The 17,436-nt window shown below is 68.9% G+C and carries 18 protein-coding genes; 15 read left to right on the forward strand and 3 right to left on the reverse strand.

Translation table 11 applies throughout. The annotated features are described in order from the left end of the window. Positions 1-157 precede the first annotated feature (157 nt). Positions 158-2,113 carry a transcription termination factor Rho gene (rho, locus tag AC1VNH_RS15855; protein ID WP_483112508.1) on the forward strand — a complete coding sequence of 652 codons (1,956 nt, stop codon included), beginning with the start codon at positions 158-160 and terminating at the stop codon, positions 2,111-2,113. A 26-nt stretch (positions 2,114-2,139) separates the two neighbouring features. Next, positions 2,140-3,216, forward strand: a complete 1,077-nt coding sequence (gene prfA, locus AC1VNH_RS15860; RefSeq protein WP_243227098.1) for a peptide chain release factor 1 — start codon at positions 2,140-2,142, stop codon at positions 3,214-3,216. Positions 3,217-3,226: 10 nt separating this feature from the next. Here prfA and AC1VNH_RS15865 read toward each other — a convergent pair whose 3' ends face one another. From AC1VNH_RS15865 to cysK, 3 genes are all read right to left on the reverse strand, one after another. Next, positions 3,227-4,624 (reverse strand): amidase, encoded by a 1,398-nt coding sequence (locus AC1VNH_RS15865; RefSeq protein WP_483112511.1) that lies wholly within the window; start codon positions 4,622-4,624, stop codon positions 3,227-3,229. A gap of 107 nt (positions 4,625-4,731) precedes the next feature. After that, the gene (epsC, locus tag AC1VNH_RS15870; RefSeq protein WP_483112512.1) at positions 4,732-5,307 is read right to left on the reverse strand and encodes a serine O-acetyltransferase EpsC; all 576 of its coding nucleotides are present in this window, start codon (positions 5,305-5,307) and stop codon (positions 4,732-4,734) included. Then, the gene (cysK, locus tag AC1VNH_RS15875) at positions 5,307-6,245 is read right to left on the reverse strand and encodes a cysteine synthase A (RefSeq protein WP_483112513.1); all 939 of its coding nucleotides are present in this window, start codon (positions 6,243-6,245) and stop codon (positions 5,307-5,309) included. The genes epsC and cysK overlap by 1 nt, the downstream gene beginning before the upstream one ends. Before the next feature lie 97 nt (positions 6,246-6,342). Between cysK and prmC the strand changes: the two genes are divergently transcribed. The 13 genes from prmC (at position 6,343) to AC1VNH_RS15940 (ending at position 17,436) form a co-directional block, all read left to right on the forward strand. Then, the gene (gene prmC / locus AC1VNH_RS15880; RefSeq protein WP_483112514.1) at positions 6,343-7,248 is read left to right on the forward strand and encodes a peptide chain release factor N(5)-glutamine methyltransferase; all 906 of its coding nucleotides are present in this window, start codon (positions 6,343-6,345) and stop codon (positions 7,246-7,248) included. A gap of 66 nt (positions 7,249-7,314) precedes the next feature. Continuing rightward, positions 7,315-8,007: an L-threonylcarbamoyladenylate synthase gene (locus AC1VNH_RS15885; RefSeq protein ID WP_483112515.1), complete on the forward strand. Its 693-nt coding sequence runs from the start codon at positions 7,315-7,317 to the stop codon at positions 8,005-8,007. Further along, positions 8,004-9,170 (forward strand): MraY family glycosyltransferase, encoded by a 1,167-nt coding sequence (locus tag AC1VNH_RS15890; protein ID WP_483112516.1) that lies wholly within the window; start codon positions 8,004-8,006, stop codon positions 9,168-9,170. Before AC1VNH_RS15885 ends, AC1VNH_RS15890 begins: the two co-directional genes overlap by 4 nt. Next, entirely contained in the window at positions 9,167-9,664 is a 498-nt protein-coding gene (locus AC1VNH_RS15895) for a Cg1360 family ATP-synthase-associated protein (protein ID WP_483112518.1), read from the forward strand. The genes AC1VNH_RS15890 and AC1VNH_RS15895 overlap by 4 nt, the downstream gene beginning before the upstream one ends. 114 nt (positions 9,665-9,778) lie before the next feature. After that, complete coding sequence (gene atpB, locus AC1VNH_RS15900; RefSeq protein WP_483112519.1) at positions 9,779-10,603, forward strand: F0F1 ATP synthase subunit A; 825 nt, start codon at positions 9,779-9,781, stop codon at positions 10,601-10,603. A gap of 40 nt (positions 10,604-10,643) precedes the next feature. Beyond that, entirely contained in the window at positions 10,644-10,880 is a 237-nt protein-coding gene (atpE, locus tag AC1VNH_RS15905) for a F0F1 ATP synthase subunit C (RefSeq protein WP_320435482.1), read from the forward strand. A 28-nt stretch (positions 10,881-10,908) separates the two neighbouring features. Next, the gene (locus AC1VNH_RS15910; RefSeq protein WP_483112521.1) at positions 10,909-11,469 is read left to right on the forward strand and encodes a F0F1 ATP synthase subunit B; all 561 of its coding nucleotides are present in this window, start codon (positions 10,909-10,911) and stop codon (positions 11,467-11,469) included. A 136-nt stretch (positions 11,470-11,605) separates the two neighbouring features. After that, entirely contained in the window at positions 11,606-12,259 is a 654-nt protein-coding gene (locus AC1VNH_RS15915; RefSeq protein WP_483112522.1) for a F0F1 ATP synthase subunit delta, read from the forward strand. A 63-nt stretch (positions 12,260-12,322) separates the two neighbouring features. Continuing rightward, a complete protein-coding gene (gene atpA / locus AC1VNH_RS15920) occupies positions 12,323-13,963 on the forward strand; it encodes a F0F1 ATP synthase subunit alpha (RefSeq protein ID WP_483112523.1) in 1,641 nt (546 codons plus the stop codon). Between the two features lie 18 nt (positions 13,964-13,981). Next, positions 13,982-14,887: a F0F1 ATP synthase subunit gamma gene (locus AC1VNH_RS15925; protein ID WP_460736788.1), complete on the forward strand. Its 906-nt coding sequence runs from the start codon at positions 13,982-13,984 to the stop codon at positions 14,885-14,887. 17 nt (positions 14,888-14,904) lie between these two features. Next, positions 14,905-16,359, forward strand: coding sequence for a F0F1 ATP synthase subunit beta (atpD, locus tag AC1VNH_RS15930; protein WP_234073313.1), 1,455 nt, complete (start codon positions 14,905-14,907; stop codon positions 16,357-16,359). A gap of 2 nt (positions 16,360-16,361) precedes the next feature. Next, entirely contained in the window at positions 16,362-16,622 is a 261-nt protein-coding gene (locus AC1VNH_RS15935) for a F0F1 ATP synthase subunit epsilon (RefSeq protein ID WP_137416473.1), read from the forward strand. Between the two features lie 64 nt (positions 16,623-16,686). Further along, a complete protein-coding gene (locus AC1VNH_RS15940) occupies positions 16,687-17,436 on the forward strand; it encodes a YaaA family protein (RefSeq protein WP_483112526.1) in 750 nt (249 codons plus the stop codon).

Raw genomic sequence — 17,436 nt, forward strand, 5'->3', positions numbered from 1 at the left:
TGCGAACCGGCCGCGTGACCCCTGCACTCATACCCGCGACACATCCCCGCGATGCCGTCGCGCGTATCCCGAGCATGCGCTGGGTGTAGACGAATGCCTGTCTGTTGGGCTTTCTGTGCGGTCACGCGCTGACACACGTTTCATCAAGGGAGTACTCGTGGAGTCCATCTCCGAGATCCAGTCCACCGACGCCAACGTCGACGACACCGTCGCCGAGGCCGTCCCCGCCACCGAGGCGCCCGCATCCGAGGCGCCCGCCGCGGATGCCGCCGTCGCCGAGGCCCCGGTCAAGGCGCCGCGCAAGCGCGCCCCTCGTCGGGCCAAGAGCGCTGAGGCGCCCGCGGCGGATGCCGCCGCGGCCGAGGTCGCCGAGGAGGCGCCCGCGGCATCCGAGGCTCCGGTCGCTGAGGCACCCGCCGAAGCCGCCCCCGCCGCGGACGACGCAGCGGCGCCCGCGAAGGCGCCGGCCAAGAAGGCCCCGCGCCGCGCACGCAAGTCCGCTGCCGCCCCCGAAGAGGCCCCGGCTGAGACCGCCGACGCCGCTGCAGAGCCCGTGGCTCCGGAAGCCGCCGCCGAGGTCGCATCGACGGATGCCGCGCCGGCCGAGTCCGAGACCGCGCCCGCCGAGGCAGCCGACGCGTCACCCGCCGCCGACGCCTCGGGCGAGAACGCGTCCGGCGCCGAGGCCGAGCAGAACGCCGAGGGCGAGCAGAGCGGCCGTAGCCGTAGCCGCAGCCGCAGCCGCAACCGGAACCGTCGCGAGAACGCACAGGGCGCGGCCGGCCAGAACGGTCAGGGCGGTCAGCAGAACCAGAGCCAGAACGTCGCTCCCGCCGCCGCGGAGGACGACGAACAGCAGTCCGGTCGCGGGCGTCAGCGCAACAAGCGTCGAGGTCAGGGCCAGAACGACGAGTTCGAGACGGAGATCGGCGAGGACGACGTCCTCATCCCGATCGCCGGCGTGCTCGACGTGCTCGACAACTACGCCTTCGTGCGTACGACCGGCTACCTGCCGGGCGCCAGCGACGTCTACGTCTCGCTCGGCCAGGTCAAGAAGTACAACCTCCGCAAGGGCGACGCGGTCGTTGGCGCGATCAAGCAGCCCCGCGAGGGCGAGCAGTCGGGCCGTCAGAAGTACAACGCGCTGGTCAAGGTCGACGCGATCAACGGCCTCTCCGTCGAGGATGCCGCCGAACGCGTCGAGTTCGGCAAGCTCACCCCGCTCTACCCGCAGGAGCGTCTGCGCCTGGAGACGGCCCCCGAGAAGCTGACGCAGCGCATCATCGATCTCGTAGCTCCCATCGGCAAGGGCCAGCGCGGTCTCATCGTCGCGCCTCCCAAGGCGGGTAAGACGATCGTGCTGCAGCAGATCGCCAACGCGATCGCCCACAACAACCCCGAGGTCCACCTCATGGTCGTGCTCGTCGACGAGCGCCCCGAAGAGGTCACCGACATGCAGCGCACGGTGAAGGGCGAGGTCATCGCCTCGACCTTCGACCGCCCCGCCGAGGACCACACCACGGTCGCCGAGCTCGCCATCGAACGCGCCAAGCGTCTCGTCGAGCTCGGCCGGGACGTCGTCGTGCTGCTCGACTCGATCACCCGCCTGGGCCGCGCGTACAACGTGTCGGCACCGACGAGCGGTCGGGTGCTCTCCGGCGGCGTCGATGCCGCGGCCCTCTATCCGCCCAAGCGCTTCTTCGGCGCTGCGCGCAACATCGAGAACGGCGGCTCGCTGACGATCCTCGCGACCGCGCTGGTGGAGACCGGCTCGAAGATGGACGACGTCATCTTCGAGGAGTTCAAGGGAACCGGCAACAGCGAACTGCGGCTCAGCCGTCAGCTCGCCGACAAGCGCATCTTCCCCGCGGTCGACGTCAACGCGTCGAGCACGCGTCGCGAAGAGATGCTGCTGTCGGCGGACGAGGTGAAGATCACCTGGAAGCTGCGGCGCGCGCTGGCGGGTCTCGACCCGCAGCAGGCCCTCGAGGTCGTGCTGGGCAAGCTCAAGGAGACGTCCTCGAACGTCGAGTTCCTCGTGCAGATGCAGAAGTCCATCCCGGCTCCGGCCTCGGGCGGGCACTCGCACGGTCACGAGAACAACATCCGCTGATCCCGTCGGCCGTGTCCGATTCCGGCATGTTCGAGTCCGTCCGCGGACTCCTCGACGAGCACAGGGCGGTCCAGGAGGAACTCTCCGACCCGGCCGTGCACGCCGACGCCGCGCGGGCGAAGCGGGTGAACCGGCGCTATGCCGAGCTCTCCCGCATCGTCCACGCGTATGAGGCGTGGCAGGGTGCTGTCGACGACCTGGCGGCGGCTCGTGAGCTCGCGGGCGAGGATGCGGCGTTCGCCGACGAGGTGCCCGCGCTCGAGGAGCAGCGCGACGCGGCCCAGGAGCGGTTGCGACGCCTGCTGATCCCGCGCGATCCCGATGACGCGCGCGACGTGATCATGGAGATCAAGGCCGGCGAAGGCGGCGCCGAGAGCGCACTGTTCGCGGCGGACCTGCTGCGCATGTACGTGCAGTACGCGGCATCTCAGGGGTGGAAGACCGAGCTGCTCGAGCGCAACGAATCGGATCTGGGCGGATACAAGGACGTCCAGGTGGCGATCAAGGGCTCCAGCACCGACCCCGCCGCCGGTGTGTGGGCCCACCTGAAGTACGAGGGCGGTGTGCACCGCGTGCAGCGGGTCCCGGCCACCGAATCGCAGGGCCGCATCCACACCTCGACGACCGGCGTCCTCGTCTTCCCCGAGGTCGATGAGCCGGAGGAGATCCAGATCGATCAGAACGATCTGAAGATCGACGTCTTCCGTTCCTCAGGCCCCGGCGGCCAGTCGGTCAACACGACCGACTCGGCTGTTCGCATCACGCACGTGCCCACGGGCATCGTCGTCTCGATGCAGAACGAGAAGAGCCAGCTGCAGAACCGCGAGGCGGCGATGCGGGTGCTGCGCGCCCGCCTGCTCGCCAAGCAGCAGGAGGAGCGGGACGCCGCCGCATCCGATGCGCGACGCTCGCAGATCCGCGGCATGGACCGCTCCGAACGCATCCGCACGTACAACTTCCCCGAGAACCGCATCGCCGACCACCGCACCGGCTACAAGGCCTACAACCTCGACCAGGTCATGGACGGTGCGCTGGGACCGATCATCGACTCCGCCATCGCCGCGGACGAAGAGGCGCGATTGGCGGCGCTCGCGGGAGAGTGAGCCCTCTGCGTCACCACGCGGGTGGATGCGGCAGCGCGCCGCGGCGGTCCTCCAGCTGAGCCGCGAGCGACAGGATCGTTGCTTCGCCGCCGGGGCGACCGACGAGCTGCACCGACACCGGATGCCCCGATGCGGTGGCGGTCACCGGCAGCGTCACCGCGGGCAGCCCCGCGACGTTGACGAAGCTCGAGTAGGGCGCGTACTCCACCTGGAGTGCGAAAGCACGCAGCGGGTCATGCCCGTCGTACCAGCCCACCGGGCGCGGCGACTGCGCGAGGGCGGGCATGAGGACCGCGTCGTACGGCGCGAAGGCGGCGACGGTCTGACGTTCGAACGCCCGCGCGGCGCTCAGCGTCTCCAACGTCTCGATGCCCGACAGTTCGCGCCCCTGCTCCACCAGCCACGCGGTCAGCGGTTCGACGAGATCGCTGTCTGTGTCCGACAGCGGGATCCGCGCCGCGCTGACCCGCCACAGTCGGCGGAACATGGCGGCGTAGCCTCGCGGGCGCCACGATGCGTCCTCGACCTCGTGTCCGTCGCCGGCGAGCCAGGTTGCGGCTCGCGAGACGGCCTCGCGCGCATCGGAGTCCAGGCGGATGTCCTCGTCGTCGTCCCACGGGGAGACGGTCGTGACCCCGATGCGTGAGGGCTGCGCTGCGCGCCGCACGGCGTCGAGGAGACTGCCTGATGCGGGCGCCGCGGTCGCGTACGGGTATGGCGCGAGCTGCGCCAGCACGTCGAACAGGAAGGCGGCATCGGCGACGCTGCGCGCGAGGGGCCCCGTCACGGCGAGCTGGTCGGGCGAGTCCAGACCCGAGCCGATCGGCAGACGACCCCGGGACGGCTTGAGACCCACGACGCCGACCGTCGCCGCGGGGATGCGGATCGAGCCGCCGCCGTCCGAGCCCACGGCGGCCGGCAGCAGACCCGCGGCCACGGCGACCGCCGCGCCGCCGCTCGAGCCGCCGGCGCCGTTCGCCGGATTCCAGGGATCGCGCGCCGGTGACCCGATCCGAGGCTCCGTGTAGCCGGTGAGGCCGAACTCGCTCGTCGCCGTCTTGCCGACGTTCACGGCGCCCGCGGCGTCGAGGGCGACAGCCAGCGGATCGGACACGCCCGGGACGTGATCCGCGCGGGCACGGGAGCCGTAGCGCGTGGGGACGCCGGCCCGCGCCACGAGATCCTTGTCGGCGTGGGGGACGCCGTAGAGGGGTCCGCGCGCGGTCGCGCGGGCGAGCTCTTCCGCACGCTGGAGCGCGGCGTCGGCGGTGACCTCGGCGAACGCGCCCAGATCCGCGCGCGCGGCGATGCGCGACAGGTAGTGCCGAGTGGGATCGAGCGGGCCCAGTTCGTCGCCCTGCAGCATCCGCGCCAGCTCGACGAGGGACAGCTCGTGCAGCTCGGTCATCCTCCGAGCGTACGGTGCCGCGACGTGTGCACGACCGGCGGTACGGGAGTGCCCCGGTGATGCGGATGCGGCGCCGAGGCCCGAGTGGGACGTGCGGACGTCGCGGGTCAGATCGAGTACTCGGGGGCGGTCAGCAGCGCACGGGTGTCTTCGCCGCGCCCCCGCGGCCGCGCCTTCGCCGGTACGCCCACGAGCACGCTGTCGGCGGGGGCGTCGCGGGTGACCACGGCGTTGGCGCCGACGACGCTGTGCGCACCGATGTTGACGGGCCCCAGGATCTTGGCGCCTGCGCCGACCGCGACACCGTCGCCGAGGGTCGGGTGCCGCTTGCCCCCTTCGCGTTGGCGGCCGCCGAGGGTGACGCCGTGGTAGAGCATGACGTCGTCACCGACCTCCGCCGTCTCGCCGATCACGACACCCATGCCGTGATCGATGAAGAAGCGGCGTCCGATCCGCGCGCCGGGGTGGATCTCGATACCCGTGAGCCATCGCGTGAGTTGCGAGCCCGCCCGTGCGACGAAGCGCAGCCGTCGGCGCCACAGCGCGTGCCAGACGCGATGCGCCCAGATCGCGTGGAGTCCGGGGTACAGCAGGGCGATCTCCACCCCGCCGCGCGCGGCGGGGTCGCGCATCCGGGCGGCGGCGATGTCCTCCCGGATGCGGCGAACCACGGCGACCGGCATCAGTCCTCGCGGAGGTCTTCGAACAGCGCCGTGGTGAGGTAGCGCTCACCCGCGGACGGGATGATGACGACGATGTTCTTGCCGGCGGCTTCGGGGCGCGCGGCGATCTGGAGGGCCGCCCAGATCGCGGCGCCGCTGGACATGCCCACGAGCACGCCGTCCTTGGCTGCGGTCTCCCGAGCCACGCGGATCGCGTCGTCGAATTCGACGTCGATGACCTCGTCGATGATGTCGCGGTTGAGGATGGCGGGGACGAAGTTCGGCCCGATGCCCTGGATCTTGTGGGGTCCCGGGTGTCCCTTGGTGAGGATGGGGGAGTCGGCGGGCTCGACGGCGATGATCTTCACGCCCGGCACGCGCTCCTTGAGCACTTCGCCGACACCCGTGATCGTGCCGCCCGTGCCGATGCCCGCGACGAAGTAGTCGACCTTGCCGTCGGTGTCGCGCAGGATCTCCTCGGCCGTGGTGCGGCGGTGGATGGCGGGGTTCGCCTCGTTCTCGAACTGGCGGGCCCAGACGGCGCCGGGGGTCTCGGCGACGATGCGCTTGGCCTCGTCGACCGCGAACGACATGCCCTTCGTGGGGTCGGTGAGCACGAGCTCGGCGCCGAAGGCCTTGAGCAGGATGCGGCGCTCCTTCGACATCGAGGCGGGCATGGTGAGGATGACGCGGTAACCGCGGGCGGCTCCCACCATCGCGAGGGCGATGCCCGTGTTGCCGCTCGTGGACTCGACGATCGTTCCGCCAGGCTTGAGCTCGCCGGATGCCTCCGCCGCGTCGACGATCGCGATCCCGAGGCGGTCCTTCACGCTGGAGGCGGGGTTGTAGAACTCGAGCTTGGCCAGGACGACGCCGTCGACGCCCTCCGTCACGCGGTTCAGACGCACGAGAGGCGTCTCGCCGAACGCGGAGGTGATGTCGGAGTGGATGCCGGGCATGACGCGACCTTTCGAGTCGGGGACGAGGTGCGCCCAGCCTAGGGGAGCAATCCCGTCGAAGGCCGAGTATGACGCAGCGGGTAGGCTGGGCGGGCTCATGTGCCCTTCCACGCCTTCCGATCAGCACGTCCACGCGCCTGCGACCTCGCGGATCGACGTCGTCCTCGGAGACGTCTCGGCGCGCTTCGCGCGCGCCGGCATCGTCGACCCGCGGGTCGATGCGGAGCTGCTCGTCGCCCACGTGCTGGGAGTCGGGCGCGGCGAGGTGCAGGCCGCCGCCATCCGGGCGGCCGAGATCGACACCGGCGCGCTCGAGCGCCTCATGCGCCTCGTCGAGCGCCGTGCGGCACGCGAGCCGCTGCAGCATCTGACGGGTGTGGCGCCGTTCCGGCATCTGGAGCTCTCCGTGGGCTCCGGCGTGTTCGTGCCGCGCCCCGAGACCGAGATGGTCGCCCAGCTGGCCATCGACGCACTGCGTGCCAGCGCATCGCCCGAGCCGGTCGCGGTCGATCTCGGAACGGGTTCCGGCGCGATCGCGCTGGCGATGGCGACCGAGGTCCCGCACGCACGGGTGCATGCCGCGGAGAACTCCGTCGACGCCTTCATCTGGGCCAAGGAGAACTTCGCCCGCGTGAACGCGCCGAACGCTCGGCTCGTCTTCGCCGATCTGGCGGACGCGTTCGCCGAACTGGATCGGAGCGTCTCCGTTCTGGTGTCGAACCCGCCGTACGTCCCCGCGCAGGCGATTCCGCGCGACCCTGAGGTGCGCCTCTACGATCCGCCGCAGGCGCTGTACGGCGGCGAGGACGGCCTCGACGTCGTGCGTGTGCTCGCCCGCGTCGGGCTGCGGCTGCTGCACCCCGGCGGCACGATCATCATCGAGCACGCCGAGGTGCAGGGAGCGCCCGTCCGCGAGGTTCTCACCGCGGCGGGATGGCGATCGGCCGCGACGCACCCCGACCTCACACTGCGTGACCGGGCCACCACCGCCATCCGACCCTGATCCCGCGACGTGAGCGCCGCCCCGCGCCTCGGTCGGCGGCCGCCTCACACGTAGAATGGAGCCGACATGTCCCCTCTCTACGACTGCCGCGACGAGTCGCAGCTGCTGGCCGGTATGCGTGCAGCCCGCCAGGCGATCGCGCGCGGCGAGCTCGTCGTCATGCCCACCGACACCGTCTACGGTGTCGCCGCCGACGCCTTCAGCCCCTCTGCGGTCGCGGCGCTGCTCGCGGCGAAGGGCCGTGGACGCCAGCAGCCTCCGCCGGTGCTCGTCGCGGGCCTGTCGACCGTGCGCGCGCTCGTGAGCGATCTGCCCGAGCCCGTCGAACGGCTGGTCGAGGCGCATTGGCCGGGCGGGCTCACCGTCGTCCTGCCCGCCCAGCCCTCGTTGTCCTGGGATCTGGGGGAGACGCGCGGCACCGTCGCCGTACGGATGCCGGCGCACCGGATCGCGCTGGAGCTCCTGGAGGAGACCGGCCCCCTGGCCGTCTCGAGCGCGAACCTCACCGGCAAGCCCGCCGCGATCGACGCGCACACCGCCTTCGGCATGCTCGGCGACAGCGTCTCGGTGTACCTCGACGACGGCGCGAGCGATCGAGGAGTGCCCTCGACGATCATCGACGCGACGCCGCTCGCGTTCGGCGGCACGGGGCATGCCCGCATCCTGCGCTACGGGGCGGTCGACCGCTCCGAGATCCTGGAAGTCCTGGGCGATCGGCTCGAGCCGGAGCCGGATGAGGGCGCGGGCGACTCCGCGTGACGCAGTACCTGCTGATCGCCGTCGTCACGGCGCTCATCACGGCGGCGCTGTCGTGGATGGTCTGGCGTGTCGCCATCCGGTACAAACTCCACCCGGCGATCCGTGAACGCGACGTCCATACCCGCCCGACGCCGCGTCTGGGCGGGATCGCGATGTTCCTCGGCGTCGTCGCGGCTTTCGCCATCTCGTCCACGAACCCGTTCTTCTCGATCTTCTGGACGAACCCGTGGCCGACGCTGTCGATCCTCGCTGCGACCCTGCTCATCGTTCTCGTCGGCATCGCCGACGATCTCTGGGACCTCGACTGGATGATCAAGCTGGGCGCCCAGTTCGTCGCAGCGGGCATCGTCGCGTGGTTCGGCAACATCCAGATCTATGCCCTGCCGATCGGTGGTGTCACCGTCGGCTCCAGCTGGATGAGCATCGTGCTCACGGTGTTCTCGATCGTGATCGTGATGAACGCGGTCAACTTCATCGACGGGTTGGACGGCCTCGTGGCCGGCGTGTGCCTGATCGCCAACGGCATCTTCTTCGTCTATGCCTACGTGCTCACCCGCGACATCGGGTCGAACAACTACTTCAACCTCTCGTCGTTCATCGCCGTGGTGCTCGTCGGCGCGTGCGCGGGCTTCCTGCCCTTCAACTGGCATCGCGCGAAGATGTTCATGGGGGACTCCGGTGCCCTGATGCTGGGACTGCTCATGGCGACCTCCGCCGTGTCCATCACCGGCAACCTCTCGCCGGCCGCGCTCGATCCCGATCAGCTCGGGCGCTCGCAGTTGCTGGGCGCGTTCATCCCGATCCTGCTGCCCATCGCCGTCGTCATCCTCCCGCTGCTGGACTTCGGGTCCGCCGTGTTCCGCCGGATGCGTGCGGGCAAGTCCCCGTTCTCACCCGATCGCAAGCACCTCCACCACCGGATGCTCGACATGGGGCACTCCGACCGCGATGCCGTGCTCATCTTCTATGCATGGACGGCGATCATCGGGATCACGTTCCTGCTGATGTACATCGCCACACGCGAGGACTGGTTCGGTCAGTACTGGATCGGTGTCGCCTTCGGCGTGGTCGGCGTGGCCGCCTGCCTCGTCGTCACCTTCCTGCCCGCCCGTCGTTCGAGATCCACCACCACCCCCGACGAGATCGCCGAGGAAACACCATGACCGCCCCCACATCCGTCTCCAGCACTCCCTTCCTGCGCACCGCCCTGCTGTGGTTCGCGGCGGTGATCGGCGTGCTGCTGGTCGCCGGAGCCGTCGGCGGAGTGCTCGTCGCCGGCGTCGAGGGCCTGATCAGTGCGCTCGTCGGTGTTCTGATCTCCGCCGTGTTCCTCGGGATCACCGCGGGCAGCATCCTCATCGCCAACCGTTGGTTCGGCGACCCGCTGTACGTGCCGATCTTCTTCGGCATCGTCCTGGGCGGGTGGATCCTCAAGCTCGTCGTGTTCGTGCTCGTCATGCTGGCGCTGCGGGGCGCGGCATGGATCGTGCCGGGCGTCTTCTTCGTCGCCCTCGTCGTGAGCGTCATCGCCTCGCTCGTGGTCGATGTCGTCGTGCTCATGCGCCGCCGGCTGCCGAACGTGTCCGACACCACGCTGCCGACGGACCCCGAAGAGGGAGAGCGCACCGACGACGGCCGCCGGTCGGGGTCTGTGTGACTCGCCACCCTGGGAGTTTGATAGGCTGTTCCGGCACCCGACCACGAGCGCCAGAGTGCCCGAGCGCGGTGTACATCATCCATCGTCGCAACGGTTTAGACCGGTGCCCCGAAGTTGGAGCAAGCGCTGTTTAGTCAAGCTGCGACCCTGATCGTTTCCGCCGAGGAATCCGGCAACGAGTTCCATGCGCCGTCCATCTGGGAGTTCTTCCCGGATGCGATCCTGTTCGAGGGCACTCCGTTCGCGATCACGCGGATCAACCTGATCCAGATCCTGGCGACCGTCGTGCTGGTCGTGCTGTTCCTCGTCGGAACGCGTCGGATGCGGTTGGTCCCCACGCGCTTCCAGAGCGTGGTGGAGATGGGGCTCGACTTCGTCCGGGTCAACATCGCTCACGACCTGCTGGGTCGCAAGGACGGCAACCGATTCCTGCCGATCCTCACGACCATCTTCTTCATGGTCTTGTTCATGAACATCACGGGCATCATCCCGGGTCTGAACATCGCCGGCACCAGCGTGATCGCCGTTCCCCTGCTGCTCGCCGTCGTCGCCTACGTGACCTTCATCTACGCCGGTGTGAAGAAGAGCCCGGGCAAGTTCTTCAAGAACTCCTTGATGCCCTCCGGCGTGCCGTGGCCGCTGTACATCATCATCATCCCGCTCGAGTTCCTCTCGACCTTCATCATCCGTCCCGTGACGCTCACCCTGCGTCTGCTGATGAACATGATCGTCGGGCACCTCATGCTGGTGCTGTTCTTCGCCGCGACGCAGTTCTTCGTCTTCGGGCTCAGCGGATTCTGGACGCTGCTCGGGGCCGGAACGCTCGCCTTCGGCTTCGCCTTCACCCTCTTCGAGATCCTGGTGGCCTTCCTCCAGGCATACGTCTTCACCATCCTGACCGCGGTCTACATCCAGCTCGCTGTCGCTGAAGAGCACTGATCGGGACGGCACCCGCCGCCCACAACGAAAGGAAACATCCGTGGACGCAACTACGGTTCTCGCCCAGGTGACCGGATCTGTCGCGACGATCGGCTACGGCCTCGCCGCCATCGGCCCCGCCATCGGCGTGGGCATCGTCGTCGGCAAGACGATCGAGGGCGTCGCTCGCCAGCCCGAGCTCGCGGGCCGCCTGCAGGTCCTCATGTTCATCGGTATCGCCTTCACCGAGGCGCTCGCCTTCATCGGTATCGCGACCGGCTTCATCTTCGGTTTCTGAGCCCGATCGAACAAAGTAAGGAGACAGGATGCTGAACGCTCTTGTCGCCCGCGCCGCCGAGGAAGGTGGCGCGGCAGCCCCGAGCCCCCTCATCCCGGCGGTGTACGACATCGTCTGGTCGGCGGTGTGCTTCGTCGTCATCCTGTTCGTCTTCTGGCGCGTCGTGCTTCCTCGGATGCAGGAGCTCCTCGACAAGCGGGCCGCCGCGATCGAGGGCAACATCGCCAAGGCCGACGAGGCGCAGCGCCAGGCCGAGGCCGCGCTCGAGGAGTACACCGCTCAGCTCGCCGAGGCGCGCAAGGAGGCAGGTGAGATCCGTGAGGTCGCCCGTGAGGACGGCAAGAAGATCGTCGCCGAGGCCCGTGAGGCCGCCTCGACCGAGGCCGCCCGTGTGAGCGCCCAGGCGCGCGCGCAGATCGAGGCCGAGCGCCAGACCGCCCTGGTCACGCTGCGTGCCGAGGTCGGCACGCTCGCGCTCGATCTCGCCGGCGGCGTGATCGGCGAGAAGCTGAGCGACGACAAGGCCGCTCAGGGCGTCGTCGACCGCTTCCTCGCAGACCTCGAGGCCTCCGAGAAGGCGACCAAGTAATGGGAAGCGCCACCACGCACGCCCTCGCGGTGACCACCACCGCCCTGGGTGAAGCATCCGGTGTGGATCTCGAGGTCGCGGGGAGCTGTTCCAGGCCGCCCGCGTCCTCGGCTCCTCGCCCGCGCTCGCGGGTGCGGTGTCCGATTCCGCCGCGGCCGCCGACGCGCGCCGCAAGGTCGTCGTGGACGTGTTCGGTCCGAGCTTCTCCTCGGTCGCCGTGCAGCTGCTGGAGACCGTGGTGGTGCAGCGCTGGTCTTCCGCCGACGAGCTCGTCGACGGTGTCGAGGAGCTCGCGGTGCGGGCCGCATCCGTTGCGGCGTCCGACGCGGACCTCGAGGGCGAGCTCTTCGGGTTCTCCCGAACGGTCGCCGAGAATCCCGAGCTCGAACTCGCACTGGGCTCGCGCATGGGCGACAACGCCGCCAAGGGTGCGCTGGTCGAGAAGCTGCTCGACGCACGCGCGAGCGCCGCGACGATGCTGATCGTCTCCGGCCTCGTGCAGCAACCGCGCGAGCGTCGTATCCGCCAGGCGCTCGCCCGTGCCCTGTCATTGGTCGCGGCGCAGCGTGGCCGGGTCGTCGCCACCGTGACGGTGGCGGCGCCGCTCAGCGACGCGCAGAGCGAACGACTGCGCGCCACCCTGTCGGCGCGCTACGGCGCCGATGTGTCGCTGAGCACGGTCATCGACCCGTCGATCGTCGGAGGACTGCGCGTGCAGATCGCCGACGACGTCATCGACGCGAGCGTGTCCGCGCGCCTCGCCGATCTCCGTCAGCGGCTCGCCGGCTGACAAGACTTCCCGCCGCAAGGGCGGAGACTTCGGGGCCGAGGCCCCATGAACCGAAGGAAGACAATGGCAGACATCTCCATCAGCCCCGACGTCATCCGTGACGCCCTGAAGGACTTCGTCGCAGCATACGAGCCGACCGGCGCCGCGACGGCAGAGGTCGGGTCCGTCATCGACGCCGGCGACGGTATCGCACACGTCGAGGGCCTCCCCGGCCTCATGGCCAACGAGCTCGTCGTGTTCGAAGACGGCACCCAGGGCCTCGCGCTGAACCTCGACGAGAAGGAAGCCGGTGTCGTCGTCCTCGGCGACTTCGCCGGCATCGAGGCCGGTCAGCCGGTCACCCGCACCGGTGAGGTCCTCTCCGCGCCCGTCGGCGACGGCTTCCTCGGGCGTGTCGTCGACCCGCTCGGCAACCCGATCGACGGTCTCGGCGCGATCGAGGCCGAAGGCCGTCGCGCTCTCGAGCTGCAGGCGCCGGGCGTCATGCAGCGCAAGAGCGTGCACGAGCCGCTGCAGACCGGCATCAAGGCGATCGACGCCATGATCCCCGTCGGTCGCGGCCAGCGCCAGCTCATCATCGGCGACCGCCAGACCGGTAAGACGGCCATCGCGATCGACACGATCATCAACCAGAAGGCCAACTGGGACTCGGGCGATGTGAACAAGCAGGTGCGTTGCATCTACGTCGCCATCGGTCAGAAGGGCTCGACGATCGCCTCCGTGAAGGGTGCGCTCGAGGACGCCGGAGCGATGGAGTACACGACGATCGTCGCCGCTCCCGCCTCCGACCCCGCCGGATTCAAGTACCTGGCTCCCTACACCGGTTCGGCCATCGGCCAGCACTGGATGTACGGCGGCAAGCACGTCCTGATCATCTTCGACGACCTGTCGAAGCAGGCCGAGGCCTACCGCGCCGTCTCGCTGCTGCTGCGCCGTCCGCCGGGCCGCGAGGCCTACCCGGGTGACGTCTTCTACCTGCACTCGCGTCTGCTGGAGCGTTGCGCCAAGCTGAGCGACGAGCTGGGGGCGGGTTCGATGACGGGTCTGCCCATCATCGAGACGAAGGCCAACGACGTGTCGGCCTACATCCCGACCAACGTGATCTCGATCACCGACGGCCAGATCTTCCTGCAGTCCGACCTGTTCAACGCCAACCAGCGCCCCGCCGTCGACGTGGGTATCTCGGTCTCGCGTGTCGGTGGCGACGCCCAGGTGAAGTCCATCAAGAAGGTCTCGGGCACGTTGAAGCTGGAGCTGGCGCAGTACCGCTCGCTCGAGGCGTTCGCGATGTTCGCCTCCGACCTGGATGCGGCCTCGCGCCGTCAGCTGGAGCGCGGTGCCCGCCTCACCGAGCTGCTGAAGCAGCCGCAGTACTCGCCGTACCCGGTGGAGGAGCAGGTCGTCTCGATCTGGGCCGGCACCAACGGCAAGCTCGATCAGATCGCCGTCGAGGACGTGCTGAAGTTCGAGCGGGAGCTGCTGGACCACCTGCGTCGCAACACGCAGGTCCTCGACACCCTCCGCGACACCAACGTGCTCGACGACGCGACCGTCGCCGAGCTCGAGAAGGTCACTGACGAGTTCATCCTGGAATTCACCTCCGGTGGCGCCAAGGCAATCGGTGCCCCCGGCAGCGAGCAGTTCGCTGCCGCCGAGGTCGAGGACATCAACCAGGAGAAGATCGTCAAGGGCCGTCGCGGCTGACGTACGGAACCGTAAATCATGGGCGCTCAACTCAGGGTCTACAAGCAGAAGATCGCTTCTGCTCAGACGACCAAGAAGATCACGAAGGCGATGGAGCTCATCGCGGCTTCGCGCATTCAGAAGGCGATGACGCGCGTGCGCGCGTCCTCGCCCTTCGCGCAGGCCGTGACGCGGGCCGTGTCGGCCGTCGCGACGTACTCGAACGTCGACCACCCGCTCACGCGTGAGCCCGAGGTGATCCGTCGCTCCGCCGTCGTGATCTTCTCGTCCGACCGCGGATTGGCGGGGGCGTTCAACTCGCAGATCATCCGCGCGGGCCTCGAGCAGGGCGAGCTGCTGCGCAGCGAAGGCCGCGAGCCGGTGTTCTACCTCGTCGGACGCAAGGCGGTCGGATTCTTCCAGTTCCGCAAGCTCGAGGCTGCGGCGGAGTGGACGGGTGACACCGACACGCCGCACTTCTCGACGGCCGAGGAGATCGCGGACACGCTGCTCGAGGCCTTCCGCCGCGGCGGAGAGGCGGGCGGCGTGGACGAGATCCACCTCGTCTACAACCGCTTCGTCAGCATGATGACCCAGAGCCCGGAGACCGTGCGTCTTCTTCCGCTCGAAGTCGTTGAAGCGGCCGAGGAGACATCTTCGTCGGCCGCGGCGGTCTACCCGCTGTACGAGTTCGAGCCGGACGCCGAGGCCGTTCTGGACTCCCTGCTCCCGGTGTACATCCAGAGCCGCGTCTTCAACGCCCTCCTGCAGTCCTCGGCGGCCAAGCACGCCGCCACGCAGAAGGCGATGAAGTCGGCCAGCGACAACGCCGACAAGCTCATCACCGACTACACCCGCCTGCGCAACAACGCGCGTCAGGCCGAGATCACGCAGCAGATCGCCGAGATCGTCGGCGGCGCCGACGCCCTGGCGTCCGGCAAGTAGAAAACGAGGAAGACACCATGACCACCACCGCAACGGCCGATCAGGCGTCCGTCGCCGTCGTCGGGCGCGTCGCGCGCGTGACCGGCCCCGTCGTCGACATCGAGTTCCCTCACGACGCGATCCCTGACATCTACAACGCGCTCAAGACCACGATCACCATCGGCGAGGAGTCGACGGAGATCACGCTCGAGGTCGCCCAGCACCTGGGTGACGACCTCGTTCGCGCCATCGCCCTGAAGCCCACGGACGGCATCGTCCGCGGCCAGGAGGTGCGCAACACCGGCGGCCCGATCACGGTTCCCGTCGGCGACGTCACCAAGGGCAAGGTCTTCAACGTGACCGGCGACGTCCTCAACGCCGCTCCCGGCGAGCAGGTCGAGATCACCGAGCGTTGGGGCATCCACCGTCAGGCGCCGAGCTTCGACCAGCTCGAGTCGAAGACCGAGATGTTCGAGACCGGCATCAAGAGCATCGACCTGCTCACCCCGTACGTCCAGGGTGGAAAGATCGGTCTGTTCGGCGGTGCCGGTGTCGGCAAGACCGTCCTCATCCAGGAGATGATCCAGCGCGTCGCGCAGGACCACGGTGGTGTGTCGGTGTTCGCCGGTGTCGGCGAGCGTACCCGCGAGGGCAACGACCTCATCGGCGAGATGGAGGAGGCGGGCGTCTTCGACAAGACCGCCCTCGTCTTCGGCCAGATGGATGAGCCGCCGGGGACGCGTCTGCGCGTCGCGCTGTCGGCTCTGACGATGGCGGAATACTTCCGCGACGTGCAGAAGCAGGACGTGCTGCTGTTCATCGACAACATCTTCCGCTTCACGCAGGCCGGTTCCGAGGTCTCCACGCTGCTGGGCCGCATGCCCTCGGCCGTGGGTTACCAGCCGAACCTCGCTGACGAGATGGGTGTGCTCCAGGAGCGCATCACGTCGACGCGCGGTCACTCGATCACCTCGCTGCAGGCGATCTACGTCCCCGCCGATGACTACACCGACCCGGCTCCGGCGACCACGTTCGCCCACCTCGATGCCACCACGGAGCTCTCGCGTGAGATCGCATCGAAGGGTCTGTACCCCGCGATCGACCCGCTGACCTCGACCAGCCGCATCCTGGACCCGCGCTACATCGGTGAGGACCACTACCGCGTGGCCACCTCCGTGAAGCAGATCCTGCAGAAGAACAAGGAGCTGCAGGAGATCATCGCGATCCTCGGTGTCGACGAGCTCTCGGAAGAGGACAAGATCGTCGTGTCGCGCGCACGCCGTATCCAGCAGTTCCTCTCGCAGAACACCTACATGGCGAAGAAGTTCACCGGCGTCGAGGGCTCCACGGTTCCGATCAAGGAGACCATCGAGTCGTTCGACGCGATCGTGAAGGGCGAGTTCGACCACGTGGCCGAGCAGGCCTTCTTCAACGTCGGCGGTATCTCCGACGTCGAGGCCAAGTGGGCGCAGATCCAGAAGGAGAACGGCTGATCATGCCGCTCAAGGTGAGTCTGGTCTCCGCGGATGCCGAGGTCTGGTCCGGTGAGGCCGACCTGGTCATCGCGAAGACCATCGAGGGCGAGATCGGTTTCATGACCGGTCACGAACCGGTGCTGGCGATCCTCGCCGAGGGCCAGGTGCGCATCACCGAGCCCGGCGGGAACAAGATCGTCGCGAACGCGCACGATGGTTTCATCTCCGTCGAGCACGACCAGGTGACGATCGTCGCCGGCAACGCGGCACTCGTCTCCTGACCCGCATCCCGTACACACGCCGTCCGCTCCCGCGGGCGGCGTGTGTCGTTCTCCTGGAGTGATCATGCTCGTGCTGCTGCCACCGTCCGAGACCAAGCGCGCCGGTGGTGCGGGGGCACCGTGGAACGCGGCGGAACTGCGGTTGCCGCAGCTGGCGCCGCAACGCGAGGCGGTGGTTTCGGCGCTCGTGGAGCTCTCCGGCGACGAGGAGGCGGCGGCGAAGACTCTCAAGCTGAGCGCGCGCCAGCGTGGAGAGATCGCGGTGAACGCGGCGTTGCGCTCGTCGCCCACGATGCCCGCGGTCGACAGATACACGGGAGTGCTGTTCGACGCGCTCGACGCCTCGTCTCTCGACGCACGGGCGCGGCGGTGGCTGGGAGAGCACGTGCTGATCCATTCGGCCCCGTTCGGTCCGATCGGAGCGCTCGATCCGATCCCGAGCTATCGGCTGGGCGCCGGTGTATCGCTGCCGGGGCTCGCTCCACTGCGCCGCCATTGGGCGGAGGCGGTGACCTCGGCACTGGGTGAGATCTCGGTGCCGTTCATCCTGGACCTGCGCTCGGAGGCCTACGTCGCGCTCGGCCCTGTTCCGCAGGAGGCCGCATCCGCGTACGTTCGCGTCGTCACTGTGGGCGAGGAGGGCGAGGTGCGGGCGCTCAATCACTTCAACAAGCACGCCAAGGGAGCACTCGTGCGTCGACTCGCCCGGGATCGGCCGCGGATCGCAACTCGTGGGGCATTCCTGCGCTGGGCGAAAGAAGCAGGGCTCGCTGTCGCCGACGCGGAGAAAGGCGAACTCCGCCTGGCGGTATGA

The sequence above is a fragment of the Microbacterium sp. KU4F genome, from assembly GCF_056868075.1.

Coding starts and splice junctions, on each gene's coding strand:
- AC1VNH_RS15885 (WP_483112515.1), top strand. CDS start 7,315: ATGTCCCCTCTCTACGACTGCCGCGACGAGTCGCAGCTGCTGGCCGGT.
- AC1VNH_RS15935 (WP_137416473.1), top strand. CDS start 16,362: ATGCCGCTCAAGGTGAGTCTGGTCTCCGCGGATGCCGAGGTCTGGTCC.
- AC1VNH_RS15865 (WP_483112511.1), bottom strand. CDS start 4,624: ATGACCGAGCTGCACGAGCTGTCCCTCGTCGAGCTGGCGCGGATGCTG.
- AC1VNH_RS15940 (WP_483112526.1), top strand. CDS start 16,687: ATGCTCGTGCTGCTGCCACCGTCCGAGACCAAGCGCGCCGGTGGTGCG.
- AC1VNH_RS15895 (WP_483112518.1), top strand. CDS start 9,167: ATGACCGCCCCCACATCCGTCTCCAGCACTCCCTTCCTGCGCACCGCC.
- prfA (WP_243227098.1), top strand. CDS start 2,140: ATGTTCGAGTCCGTCCGCGGACTCCTCGACGAGCACAGGGCGGTCCAG.
- prmC (WP_483112514.1), top strand. CDS start 6,343: ATGTGCCCTTCCACGCCTTCCGATCAGCACGTCCACGCGCCTGCGACC.
- cysK (WP_483112513.1), bottom strand. CDS start 6,245: ATGCCCGGCATCCACTCCGACATCACCTCCGCGTTCGGCGAGACGCCT.
- AC1VNH_RS15925 (WP_460736788.1), top strand. CDS start 13,982: ATGGGCGCTCAACTCAGGGTCTACAAGCAGAAGATCGCTTCTGCTCAG.
- AC1VNH_RS15910 (WP_483112521.1), top strand. CDS start 10,909: ATGCTGAACGCTCTTGTCGCCCGCGCCGCCGAGGAAGGTGGCGCGGCA.
- atpA (WP_483112523.1), top strand. CDS start 12,323: ATGGCAGACATCTCCATCAGCCCCGACGTCATCCGTGACGCCCTGAAG.
- epsC (WP_483112512.1), bottom strand. CDS start 5,307: ATGCCGGTCGCCGTGGTTCGCCGCATCCGGGAGGACATCGCCGCCGCC.
- atpD (WP_234073313.1), top strand. CDS start 14,905: ATGACCACCACCGCAACGGCCGATCAGGCGTCCGTCGCCGTCGTCGGG.